Origin of the sequence: Desulfitobacterium chlororespirans DSM 11544, from assembly GCF_900143285.1 — a bacterium.
Lineage (GTDB): Bacteria > Bacillota > Desulfitobacteriia > Desulfitobacteriales > Desulfitobacteriaceae > Desulfitobacterium > Desulfitobacterium chlororespirans.
The window spans coordinates 340,867-353,039 of the sequence record NZ_FRDN01000003.1 but is presented as its reverse complement, the minus strand read 5'-3'; the positions used below and the strand labels follow the sequence as shown (position 1 = coordinate 353,039).

Genomic DNA, 12,173 nt, shown 5'->3' with positions numbered 1-12,173 from the left:
GCGGTCCTAACTGATTCTTGTTTTTTTAAAAATGTTAAATATAATTTCACTGGGCATTACCCGCTTTATAAGTGAAATTTATAGTGGCTGCTTACTAAGGATGATAAAATAAGGTTAGAATGTCTCGTAGGAAGGTGAGCAGCTTGGACCATAGTTTGCCTGAGGCAGTGACCCTGGGGCGTTTTCTTGAACAGCAGAAGCTGGAGCCTCTTCGTGAAGATCCCCTTTTTCAGGAAGAGATACTGGCCCTGTCTATCCAGACTTTATCTTTCAGCAGTCAGGAGAGCGGGCTCCCCGAGGGCGGGAGCAACGGACTCCCGGGCAAGTCCCTGAGCTTGCCCTTAGCCGGCAGTCATGTGCACCTGGAGGATCAGGGAAAATACCTTCGCCTTCGTATAGCGGAAGGTGAAGAAAAGACGCCCCGCACACAGGGCAGTTTCCTGTGCCTGCTCTCCGGGACTTGGGAGGACTTCTGTACCCAGGCCGCGGACTGGATGGAGCGGGAAAAAGGGAGAATCCTGGGCGCTTGCGAAGCGTTCACCAGGAATTTAACCGAGCAGATTACCCAGGGATACGGGTTGAGCATTCTTGCTGAGCTCAAAAAAACTCTGGGAGTCGATCTCTTTCTTTTGGATAAACACTTTAAGGTCTTGTCCTGGGAAGGAGGGGAGCGCTTCCCCTTTCACCCTGTTTCCTTTGTAACGCCGAAGCTCTCCCATTTCAAATCCATGGATTTACTGCTGGAGACTCCCTTGGGCATAGGGAAATGGAACGACTCCCAGTATAAAGACCTCCCTTTAAGCTGGTATCCTTTGGCAGGTCATCAGGGGGTGCTGGGATATATTGGCTTGGGAATCGGGCAAGGGGAGCTGGATCCGGTGGGGAGACTCTTCCTCTATAAGACGGCGGTCCTGCTTTACTTTGAGCTGGCCAAAGCCCAATCCGTAGAGGACACGGAGCGGCAGCATTATCGGGATTTCCTTTTTGATCTTCTCTATAATAATTTTGACTCTCTGGAAGTTGTGCAATCACGGGGCAAGCTTTGGGGAATGGATCTAACCAAACCCCACCTGGTGGTCGTTGGGGAGATCCCCGGCTATGACCCGGACTCCATAGACCAGCTGGCTTTTCAGGAACTTCTGGATACCGTGTCCACGGCCTTGCGCAACCAGCCCCGGACCATTTTCCTGGAACGCAATGATCAGATCGTACTTCTTTATCCTTTGGAAGGGATGATACCCCTCAGCCAATGGGAAGCCACCGCCAAAAAACTTCTCAGTCCTCTTTTAATCCTACTGGAAAACCTGGATGAAGAGCGGTCCATGATGTTTGGGGTGGGCAATCTTTATCCCTCCACCCGCTTTATCCACCGCAGCTTTCAAGAGGCTAAGTCCGCTTTGGAGCTGGGGCAATTGTTTAACCTCCAGGAGCGGGTAATCCTGTTTCAGGATTTGGGGGTGATGCGGCTTTTGCTCAATCTTGAGCAGCAGGAGCTGGAGGATTTTCGCAACGAAGTCCTGGGGCCTCTGCTTAAATTCGACCAGGAGAACAATCTGCACCTGGAGGAAACTCTGCTGGCTTATCTGGCTTCGGACGGAGATTTGAATCTGGCGGGAGACCGGTTGTTTCTCCATCCCAATACCCTGCGTTATCGTTTGAAAAAGGCTGCCGAGGTCCTGGATCGGGATCTGAACAGCCTGGAAACCCGGATGAATTTATTTATCGCCTTAAAAATCGGCCGGCTGAAGTCCCTCTGGCAGGAATAACATTTGCGGTTGCCTTTGCCACGTTTATGGTATTTGTCACAACTAAAAAGAAATAGAGACCCAGGCCGGAAGAGTCTAAAAACTTTGAAAATCCTGACAAACCTTTGCACCACATGGGGTGCAAGGGTTTTGTTTTTTATTACAAAGGAAGCGGAAGATTTTCATGAAGTTTTATAATGCCGAACAAGTAAAGTGAAGCTAGGAAAAAGAAAAAATTCACGACGTACCAAAACCAAAGGAGGGATGCTTATGGCAGAGCTCGTCTGCTCACCTGAAGGGTCTGCGCAAACACTTCATCTTCAAGCCCGCATCGCCACGCTGATGGCTCTAAGCGGGGTTTTCTCAGCAGGTGGGGAGAATTTCCAGCGGACTCTGACCAAGTTGTCTGAAGCCTATGCTCAGTGGCTGGAGGAAAAGGAAGGGGTATTGGCTGAGGAAGAAGAGATTCTGAGTCAACTGCTTCAGGCCCAAAAAGTAAAAGAGAAAAAAAGTCTGGGGTATGAATTCAACCGGCTGTTTGTAGGGCCTCAATCTCCAACCGTTCCCCCTTATGAGTCCGTCCATCGCCATGGGGAACGCCTGGTTATGCAAAAATCCACCTTGGACGTTCGCCGGTGGTATCGCTCGGAAGGGTTAGCCTTGGCAGGAGCAAGCAAAGAGCCTGACGATTACATTGCTACGGAGCTCGAGTTTGCCGCCTACCTTCTCGCCAAGGCCTGGGAAGGGTTTCAGAAAAACCAACCCGGAGAAGCCGAAATCTATCTAAAAAACTACAATGCCTTTTACCAGGAACATCTGACAATTTGGCTCCCCCGTTTTGTGACAGGCCTTTTCACCCACGCCAGAGAACCCCTGTTTCTTGCCCTGGGTGAGATGATCCTAAAAACGGTAAAGCCTGTTCCATCTTAAAAATTACCCCACCCATGGAGTTGCACAAAAAAGGAGGTCTACTATGAAAATCACACGTCGCCAATTTATTGGCGGAACCGCTGCAGTCACCGCCGGGGCCGGGTTGTTCGGCTTTAACATGCTGGCTAAATCGGATTTTGCCAAGGCTGCCGGGGCTGAAGCCGGAGTTAAGACATTCCGCAATGTCTGTCCCCGCAACTGTTATGACACCTGTGCCCAGATCTCGTATGTAGAAGACGGGGTGCTCAAAAAAGTAGAGGGAGATCCCAAGAGCACCTATACCAACGGTAAACTCTGTCTCAAAGGCTATAACTATACCCGCCGTGTCTACAGCCCGGACCGGATTAAATACCCCATGAAGCAAACCCCCCGGGGTTCAGGGAACTGGGAGCGGATCAGCTGGGATGAAGCTATGAATACCATTGCCGAGAAGGTTCTTGATCTGAAAAAGCGTTACGGCTCCACTTTGCCCATCTGTATGAATAAGTACTCCGGCAACTTTGGCATTACCCACTACGGTATTGAAGGAACCATGTCCAGCATCGGCTACACCACCAGAGCCGTCGGAACTCCCTGCTGGCCGGCGGGCATCGATTCCCAAACCTATGATTTTGGGACCATCGTCAACAATGATCCTGAGGATTTTGTCAATGCCAACACCATCATTCTTTGGGGCTCCAACTGCGCCTGGACGGGAGTGCACAGCCTGCCCTTCATCACCCAGGCTCAGGAGAGAGGAGCCAAACTGGTGGTTATTGATCCCGTTCTGACCTCCACAGCCTCCAAGGCGGATCTCTATATCCAGATCAATACCAGTACCGACGGGGCTCTGGCCCTCGGCATGGCCCGCTATATACTGGATCACGATTTGGTGGATCGGGATTATATCCAGGCCAACAGCATCGGCTTTGAAGAATGGGCGGAGTATGTGCGCAACAACATCACCCTGGATTGGGCCGCGGAAAAGACCGGCATTCCCAAGGATATCATCATCCAGCTTGCCCATGAATACGCCACTGCCAAACCGGCCTCCATCTGGGTGGGCTACGGTATGCAACGCCACACCAACGGCGGGCAGAATGTCCGCATCATCGACGCCTTAGGCCTGATGACCGGCAATATCGGCAAGTCCGGCGGCGGAATCAACTATGCTCATCTGGAGACCTGGGGGTTTAACTATCATGCCATGGTCATGCCTGCTCCGGAAGGCTCGGTAGGGATGGCAGGACCTAACGGCACTTATACGGACCGCTCTGTCAATATGAACAATTTTGCCGCCGATGTTCAGGCTCTGACGGATCCCCCGGTAAAAATGCTCTGGATTGCCGCCCGGAATCCTGTGTCCCAGGATCCCGATACCAACGATATTATCAAAATGTTTAACTCCATGGAGCTTGTGGTTACTGTAGACTCCTTCTTCAACAAGACGGTGGAGCTGTCGGATATCGTCCTGCCCGCCACCACCCATTTTGAGGACTGGGATGTCATGGCCAGCTACTGGCATCACTGGGTCGGGGTCAATCAGCGGGCTATCGATCCCATGTACGAGTCCAAGAGCGATGTGGAAATCGCCATGGCCCTGTCCAAGGCCATGAATGCTCTGGAGCCCGGCTCCTGCACCTACCCCACTGAGGGTGATCCCGAAGAATGGACGGCTAAGGAATTTAATGACGGAGTCTATAACATGCTGGGAATCAGCGATTATAAGGAATTATTGGCTGGACCCCGCAAAGCTAAATTCTCGCCGGCAGCCTGGGCCGATGGTAAGTTCCGTACTCCATCCGGGAAATTTGAAGTCCACAGTGAGCGCGCCGCCCAGAATGGCCTGCCTGCTATCCCCATCTGGGTGGAGGAAATGAAGGCTCCCACCCAATATCCCATTCGCTTTATGACACCTCATCCCCAACATGGCATCCACTCCCAATTCCAGAACCTGGACTGGATGATGGCTGCCAATCCGGAGCCCCTTCTGGAGATTCATCCCGTGCTGGCTGCCCGGCACGGCATCACCGAAGGAGATCAGGTCCGGGTCTACAATGACTTAGGTGAAATCACAATTAAGGCTCATCTGACCAGAACCACCTCACCGGATGTGATCGTCAGCTATGAGGCCTGGTATAAGGACTCTCCCTTCAATGTGAACTTTACCGTGAAGGCCATTCCCGCAGATATGGGCAAACTGGCCACCGGGATGGACGGCATTGCCTTCCATGATAATTTTGTGGCCATTGAAAAGGCGTAAGGAGGGGATAAAACATGAGTAAGCAATTAGGTTTCCTGCATAATTCAGAAAAATGTATCGGCTGCAGAGGCTGTGAGATGGCCTGCAAGAATGAATACCAAAGCGATGCCTCAGTCCGTTGGCGTCAGGTCTATCAGCTGCGGGAAAAGGATTTTTCCCTGCCCACCCGGATGTTTATCTCCGTGGCCTGCAACCATTGCCAGGACCCGGAATGCCTGAGGGTCTGCCCGGTCAGGGCTTATACCAAACGGGAGGACGGCATTGTCATCCATGATCAGGAGCGCTGTATCGGCTGCAAGCTCTGTACCATGGCCTGCCCTTATGACCGCCCCCAATTCAATACCGTTGTGAAAAAAGTAGAGAAATGCAACTTTTGTTATCAGCGCCTGGATCAGGGGCAAGAGACGGCCTGTGTGGCGGCCTGTGTTCCCCAGGCTTTGCAGGTGGTGGAGATGACGGATGAACTGGATTTGAAGACCGGAGTTCTGACCACCTTGCCGGGAATGCCTGATCCGGCAGTCACCCATCCGTCCATACGGTTTATCGGCCCGAAACAAGGGAAGCAAATAAGGAGGGATGTATAATGGGACATTGGGAATGGCCATTAGTGCTCTTTACCGTTCTCGGTCAAACATCCGTGGGAATCATTTTCTGTCTCTGGCTGCTGGAAAGGAAACGGGGTAAACAGGCTGTACAGGCCGGCCCCGAGTATCAAAAATTTATCCAAGGCTCCGTCCTGGTCTCAGGAGTGCTCCTGGCCGTGGCCATGATCGCCTCCCTTTTCCACTTAGGGCATCCCTTGGCTGCTTACCGGGCCTTAACCCATCTGGGCACCTCCTGGTTAAGCCGGGAAATTCTCCTCTTCGTCTTTACCTTTGGGGCTTGGGCCTATCTGGCCCTTCTCTCCAGGAGACCTGGAGGCAAGCTCACCGGAGTTTTAGCTCTCACTTCGGCCTTAGGCTTCCTGGGGATCATCAGCAGTGCCTTGATTTACACCCTGCCCCGGGTTCCCGCCTGGAACAACTTGGGACCGGTCATTTTCTTCCTGATGACGGGCATGATCTTAGGGACTCTCGTCACGGCAGTCTTAGGCCGCAAAGCATTGTCTGGGGGAGAGATGAAGCAGCTCCTCGGCATTGCCTTAGGCAGTGTTATGGGCAGTGCCATCCTTTATCTCTTTTACTTCTCCGGTTTAAAAGTTACCCCAGAGGGAGCAGCTACAGCCCAAGCTCTCTTAAGCAGCCCCGTCTTCTGGCTGAGGGCGGCGGTAGGCTGGATTCTCCCCATCCTTCTTATCCTCAATCTCATCAGCAAGCAGGATAATCCCCAATCCCAGCTCATTGTTCTGGCCCTCACCTGCGGTGTGGTGGGCGAGCTCCTGGGCAGAGGACTCTTCTATGTCAGTGCGGTAGGAATGCATATCACGGCCTTGATGTAAGAAGTAGGGACACCCCCGGATTCCTTCATGTTCGCTGAGGAGTCCGGGGTGTTTTTCAAGCCTGCGGTCAGGGTGTGAAAGGCATGATAAAAGTATATATTTAAAAAATGGAAACATACTATTGCCGTATTTTTTAAGCAGGGAAAACCTCTTCTTTAGCGAAGATAAGGGTAACCAATGAACCAGTGAGGATTGCAGGGGGGATTTAAAATGGATAACTTGCATTATCATATCTGTCCCCGGAACTGTTATGACACTTGCAGCATGATCAGCACCACCCGCCATGGCCGGCTGGTAGCCATCGAGGGCAATCCTGCCCATCCCTATACCCGGGGCAAGCTTTGCCCCAAAGTTATGGACGAAATTCATAAAGTCTACAGCCCCCAGCGGATCCGCTATCCCCTGCGCCAGCGCAAACGCTTTTCGGGACAGTGGGAACGGATCACCTGGGATGAAGCGCTGGAAACCATCAGCCGGAAGATTCTTGACCTTAAAGATAAGTATGGAACAACCCTGCCCCTTGCTCATAATAAATACTCCGGCAACTTCGGAATCCTTCATAATGCCCTGGAGGCTTTTCTGACCGGGCTTGGCCCCACCACCCGGGCCGTGGGCTCCCCTTGCTGGTCGGCAGGGGTGGAGGCTCAGGTTTTCGATTTCGGAGCCTTCTTTTGCTCCGATCCTCTGGAGATGGAGAAGGCTAAGCTCATCTGGATCTGGGGGGCCAACCCCGCCTGGAATGCCGCTCACCAAATGCCGGTGATCTTTCGGGCTATGGATCAGGGAGCCAAAGTCATTTGTCTGGATACCCATTTTTCAGCCACGGCTGCCCGGGTTCATCAATTTGTGCGGGTGAATCCGGGGACGGACGGACTCCTGGCCTTAGGCCTGGCCAAACTCATCGTGAAGTATCAGCTCACAGACCCAGAGCTGCCGGACTATGCTCTGGGACATGAGCAATTTATCGATTACCTGAAGGAGGAGATCGATCTCCGGGAATGCTCGGCAGTGACGGGGGTTTCCCTGGAGACCATGAAGGAACTGGCCCTGGAGTATGGGGCGGTAAAACCGGCCTGCATCTGGGCGGGCTTTGGACTGCAGCGCTATACCAACGGAGGACAGAATCTGAGAGCCATCGACGCCTTAGGAGCCCTGACCGGGAATATCGGCCGGCCCGGCGGAGGGGTTCAGTACGGGCATTTTGAAACCTGGCGTTTTGCCGGGCCTTTAGCCCATTCCCAATGCGGCCATGCCCAGGACCGGGAGCTGGATATCAATCAATTTGCCCAGCTGGCCTTAGGAGCCGATCCTCCGGTGAAAATGCTCTGGATCGCCAGTCGCAACCCTTACCAGCAGGATGGCAATCATGCCGACTGGCAAAAACTCAGCGAAACCTTGGAGCTTATCGTGGTTAGTGACCTCTTTCACACCCGTTCCTCCGCTGCGGCCGACCTCTTTCTCCCTGTGACCACCCATTATGAGCATTGGGACCTGCATGCCAGCTACTGGCATTACTATATTGGGATCAATGAACCGGCCGTGGAGCCGGTGGGCGAAGCCCGCTCCGATCTGCAGATTGCCTGGGATCTGTCCAAACGCCTTAATCAAAGCTCCCCGGGCAGCTCGGCCTTTCCCACAGAAGGATCGGAAAAGGAGTGGGTTCTCGGCGCCATCGGGCCGGAGATGCTGGCCATACTGGGAATTGACTCGGCTGAGGAACTGCTTAAAGGCCCCAGGCGGGTAAACTATTCCGGGACCGCCTGGCAGGGACGGCAATTCCAAACGCCCTCGGGTAAGTATGAATTTTATTCGGAGAAAGCTCAGGAATGGGGCCATCCCCCTTTGCCTGTTTACCGGCCGCCACGCCAAGCCCCCCCGGAAACTCCACTGCGCTTGCTGACCCCTCATCATTTATCCGGGTTGAACTCCCAGGTCTATCTCTATTCCGAAGAGAGCAACTCCTTTTTGAAAGCCCGGCTCCATCCTAAAACCGCTGAAGCTTATAACCTGAACAGAGGAGACAAGGCCATCTTATGGAATCGGGGCGGGAGTTTCCCGGTCATCATCGAGCCGGACCTGGGCATAGGAGAGGGAGTTATCGTGATTTATCAGGAGAACCGGCCCAACCTAAAATCTCCCCACCTGAATCTGCTCAACCTTGGCGAATTGACCGATATGGGCAAATATGCTACAGGGGCTTATGGATTAGCTTTGAACGAGACCTTTGTCGGAATCAGAAAAACCACCTCTTGAGGAGGGAAGACATGGCTAAACAATTGGGTTTCTTTTTGGATGTGAACCGATGTCTGGGGTGCGGAGCGTGCATCAAAGCCTGCGCCAACCATAACCGCCTGCCTCCTTCCCTGACCTGGCGGAAATTGCGGCAGGTGGAGGATGTAAATTATGACCGGGGTCAGATTTCCCGCTTTTTTCTCTCCACAGCCTGCAATCACTGTGCCAATCCTGAATGCCTGCGGGTCTGTCCCAACGGAGCTTATGCCAAACGGCGGGACGGTATCGTCCTTCACTTTCCGGATAAGTGCGGTTCCTGCAAGTCCTGTGTGGCCTCCTGCCCTTTCGGCGCTCCCCAAATTAATCCTCAGACCGGCAAAGCCGGCAAGTGTCAGCTTTGCCATGAGCGGCTGGATAAAGGGAATGTACCTTATTGCGTGCAGGCTTGTGTCACCGGAGCCTTGCAGCTCAGGGAAATCCAGGGCAATCCGACGGACAGGGTTCTGCGTCTGACGGCTCCTTTGCCGACGTTGCGTTTAACAAGACCCTCCACTTTTTATTATCCACCCAGAGGAACAAAAATTCTTTAGCATAATGGAATAACCCAGAAATCAGATGCCAAAACAAAAGCCCAGTCTTTGTAGAAAATTACAAAGAACCGGGCTTTTTTTGTAGATATTTACAAAAGGTTTTTGTTTGGGTTGGTGAACACAGACTTCCTTAATTTAGCTTATTCATATTGTAACAAAGTGTACAAGATGTTGTCAAGGGTTCAAATTCACGGTATATATTCAAGGAATTTGCAGGACAGCATGATGTGAAAGATTTCCTCCTCCTGCAGATTGCGGCTGCTGCAGTCGATACCGACGAGATTGTTGATGCTGTTCAGCCGGTAAGTCAGGGTGTTCCGATGGAGGTGCATCTTTTCCGCGGCCAGGGATTTGCTTTGGCCGAACTGAAAATAAGTGAGCAGGGTTTTGACCAGCTCCGTATTATTTTTTAAATCATAATGATGGAGCAGCTCAACCTTGGTATGGATAAATTGGTTCTTGCCATTCTCAACGAAGATGAATCGGCTGAGGTGCCGGAAGACATGATCATCAAAGAAATGAAGGGCCAGAGTGGGATCTTGTGCCAGACCATATTTGATAGCCAGACTGCATTCATCATAATGTCTTTTCAAGTTTTTGAAATCGTAGAAGACCGAACTGACCCCGATGGTTAAGAAAAACTTCTTGACGAAGGAGGCCAGCCTGGCCTGCAAATCTTCCCGGTCAAAGGGAAAATCAGCATGACGCAGGATCATGACCACCCCGTCTTTGTAATTCAGAATGATAGCGGCAGGGAAAACTCTGGTCAGCTCCTGGACAATAATATTCAGTAAAGTATCATCCCTCTGCATCTTATTCTGCATTAAATTTAAGCAAAGAAATTCATCAAACACCTTCCACCCTTTGGCCTGGAGGGAATTGATGATAATGCTTTCTTTGACATAGATGTGATTCAGCAGCTGATAAACAAAGCCGTTGGCATTGGAGGAGAGAATCTGGAGATCCGGAATAGTTTTGATAGCCTGTTCAAGGATACTCCGGAAATGGGCCACAAGGGTTATCTGCCCCAAGGAAAAAGGTTGATTGACTTCAATCAGATGCAGAGCCCCACAGCGTTTTCCCGATTGAAACAGATTGGCGATAAGATAAGTGTAATCATGCATAGGGAATTTGACGATAAAAGGCTGCTCAGAAGGTTTTTTCTCAGCCATTTTCAGGAGCTCACTGTATAAGGGGTGTTCATAGGAAAGATAACCCTCGTTAAGCAGTTCCCGCCACAGGGTATCGGTACAGCTTGCCGGGATGTCGCCGGCAGCCAGGATTAGTGTATTGAGGGGCCCGAGCAACATCATGGGATTATGAATCTCTCCCAGGGCAATGGCGAAGAGGTGTTTCGTGGGTTTCTTGGCGATCAGTGCTGAGAGCAGGGCATTGTTCCAATCATCGTATTTCTTTTGAATTCTGAAGATATGGCCGGCGATCTCAACGGGTGACAGGGAATCATCGAAACAAATAATATTGCACCGGTTGCGTTGGGCAAAATCAAGCTCAAAAGAACCGACGGCGATCAGATTCACATCCTGCAGTTTTCCTTCCCAGGCGGTCAAGGCAGTTGTAGTGGCTAAATACAGTGTGTCCGTTAAAAAGCCGTCGGATGTTTTGTCAAAACCCGCCATGGAGCGGATGGTGAGGTCAATGGAATCATTGAGATAAGATTTGGGGTTCAGCTCCCTTAGTTCGTCCAAAAGAATATGCATATTGATATTCAATTTACTCCCCCCCTCCCGCCAGGTCGGCTGAACGATTTACAGCACATTGATCTAAAAGACCGGATAGAGTCATTATATATCTTTTTTAGAGAAGATTCCAAATAGATAAAAAATCTTTCTCCATCAGTAGTAAGGGTTAAAGAAATTGGAACTGTCCGACTTGTCTAAAAATATAAAAAAGTTATAAAAAAGACTGTCAGTTATGAACAATGACGCTTGGCCTGGAAAATGCTATTCTGAACTTGAAAGCTGACCATTTTGCTTAAGATGGAGAACGGATTCTTGTTACCCCTAGGCACTTGGCTGATGTCGCATGATCTTTCGCAGAAAGGAGCAAAAAGGATGGCTAATATGTATCTGAGTCCCAAGGAAATAACAGAGGAATATGTAGCAATCGGCAAAAAGAAAGCAAGCACTCCGGCCTACAAACTGTTTATACTGGCAATACTGGCCGGCGCCTTGATCGCTTTTGCCTCAGAAGGCTCAAACGTTGCCATTCATACCTTGGATTCTGTTGGTTTAGGCAAGCTGCTGGCCGGGATCATCTTCGGGACAGGTCTCATGATGGTGGTCATTACCGGTGCAGAACTGTTTACAGGCAATACCCTGATCGTCATTTCCTGTATTGAAAAGAAAGTCCGCTGGTTCGATATGCTAAGAAATTGGGTCATCGTCTATTTGGGCAATTTTATAGGCGCCCTGACCATCGTTATATTTATTATCTATTCCGGCCAATTGGACTTTTCCGGAGGACTTCTCGGCGGATTCACCATCAAAACCGCCGTCTACAAGACCGGGTTAACCTTCAGCCAAGCTCTCTTAATGGGGATTATGTGCAATTGGCTGGTTTGTCTGGCGGTCTGGATGGCAGCTGCGGCCAAGGATATCGCGGGAAAGGTGCTGGCCATATTTTTTCCGATTATGCTCTTTATCACCTCCGGCTTTGAGCACAGCATCGCCAATATGTACTATATTCCCGCAGGAATCATAGCCAAAATGAATCCCGTCTGGGTAGAGCAGGCCGAGGTTTTGGGTGTCACGGCGGCCAAGCTGGCTCATCTCAATTGGGAAAGCTTTGTAGTCAATAATCTTATTCCGGTAACCTTGGGCAATATTATCGGGGGCAGTCTTTTTGTCGGTGTATTCTATTGGCTGGGTACCCTGTACAAAGGGAGGCCGGCAGCCGCGGAAAAAACAGACCGCCTTATGCCGGGAAAATTAGATAACGCTTTGGCAAAATCAAAATAAACAGATCTAAACAATAAG

Annotated in this window: 9 protein-coding genes; 8 read left to right on the top strand and 1 reads right to left on the bottom strand. The window is 50.9% G+C overall.

The features are described 5' to 3' along the window. Positions 1 to 119: 119 nt before the first annotated feature. The 7 genes from BUA14_RS01510 (at position 120) to BUA14_RS01480 (ending at position 9,177) form a co-directional block, all read left to right on the top strand. Positions 120 to 1,766, top strand: a complete 1,647-nt coding sequence (locus BUA14_RS01510; protein ID WP_072770953.1) for a PucR family transcriptional regulator — start codon at positions 120 to 122, stop codon at positions 1,764 to 1,766. Between the two features lie 243 nt (positions 1,767 to 2,009). Beyond that, positions 2,010 to 2,675, top strand: a complete 666-nt coding sequence (locus BUA14_RS01505; RefSeq protein ID WP_072770952.1) for a molecular chaperone TorD family protein — start codon at positions 2,010 to 2,012, stop codon at positions 2,673 to 2,675. A gap of 43 nt (positions 2,676 to 2,718) precedes the next feature. Continuing rightward, the gene (locus tag BUA14_RS01500; protein ID WP_072770951.1) at positions 2,719 to 4,917 is read left to right on the top strand and encodes a molybdopterin-dependent oxidoreductase; all 2,199 of its coding nucleotides are present in this window, start codon (positions 2,719 to 2,721) and stop codon (positions 4,915 to 4,917) included. Between the two features lie 14 nt (positions 4,918 to 4,931). Then, entirely contained in the window at positions 4,932 to 5,501 is a 570-nt protein-coding gene (locus tag BUA14_RS01495) for a 4Fe-4S dicluster domain-containing protein (protein ID WP_072770950.1), read from the top strand. Beyond that, a complete protein-coding gene (locus tag BUA14_RS01490) occupies positions 5,501 to 6,355 on the top strand; it encodes a dimethyl sulfoxide reductase anchor subunit family protein (RefSeq protein ID WP_072770949.1) in 855 nt (284 codons plus the stop codon). The genes BUA14_RS01495 and BUA14_RS01490 overlap by 1 nt, the downstream gene beginning before the upstream one ends. A gap of 210 nt (positions 6,356 to 6,565) precedes the next feature. Continuing rightward, the gene (locus BUA14_RS01485; protein WP_072770948.1) at positions 6,566 to 8,608 is read left to right on the top strand and encodes a molybdopterin-dependent oxidoreductase; all 2,043 of its coding nucleotides are present in this window, start codon (positions 6,566 to 6,568) and stop codon (positions 8,606 to 8,608) included. An 11-nt stretch (positions 8,609 to 8,619) separates the two neighbouring features. Continuing rightward, a complete protein-coding gene (locus BUA14_RS01480) occupies positions 8,620 to 9,177 on the top strand; it encodes a 4Fe-4S dicluster domain-containing protein (RefSeq protein WP_072770947.1) in 558 nt (185 codons plus the stop codon). Between the two features lie 188 nt (positions 9,178 to 9,365). On the opposite strand, the gene BUA14_RS01475 is transcribed toward BUA14_RS01480, so the two are convergent. Beyond that, complete coding sequence (locus BUA14_RS01475) at positions 9,366 to 10,907, bottom strand: PucR family transcriptional regulator (protein WP_072770946.1); 1,542 nt, start codon at positions 10,905 to 10,907, stop codon at positions 9,366 to 9,368. 342 nt (positions 10,908 to 11,249) lie between these two features. Here BUA14_RS01475 and BUA14_RS01470 point away from each other — a divergent pair, with 342 nt between their 5' ends. Beyond that, a complete protein-coding gene (locus BUA14_RS01470) occupies positions 11,250 to 12,155 on the top strand; it encodes a formate/nitrite transporter family protein (protein ID WP_072770945.1) in 906 nt (301 codons plus the stop codon). Positions 12,156 to 12,173 lie beyond the last annotated feature (18 nt).

Coding starts and splice junctions, on each gene's coding strand:
- BUA14_RS01510 (WP_072770953.1), top strand. CDS start 120: ATGTCTCGTAGGAAGGTGAGCAGCTTGGACCATAGTTTGCCTGAGGCA.
- BUA14_RS01505 (WP_072770952.1), top strand. CDS start 2,010: ATGCTTATGGCAGAGCTCGTCTGCTCACCTGAAGGGTCTGCGCAAACA.
- BUA14_RS01500 (WP_072770951.1), top strand. CDS start 2,719: ATGAAAATCACACGTCGCCAATTTATTGGCGGAACCGCTGCAGTCACC.
- BUA14_RS01495 (WP_072770950.1), top strand. CDS start 4,932: ATGAGTAAGCAATTAGGTTTCCTGCATAATTCAGAAAAATGTATCGGC.
- BUA14_RS01490 (WP_072770949.1), top strand. CDS start 5,501: ATGGGACATTGGGAATGGCCATTAGTGCTCTTTACCGTTCTCGGTCAA.
- BUA14_RS01485 (WP_072770948.1), top strand. CDS start 6,566: ATGGATAACTTGCATTATCATATCTGTCCCCGGAACTGTTATGACACT.
- BUA14_RS01480 (WP_072770947.1), top strand. CDS start 8,620: ATGGCTAAACAATTGGGTTTCTTTTTGGATGTGAACCGATGTCTGGGG.
- BUA14_RS01470 (WP_072770945.1), top strand. CDS start 11,250: ATGGCTAATATGTATCTGAGTCCCAAGGAAATAACAGAGGAATATGTA.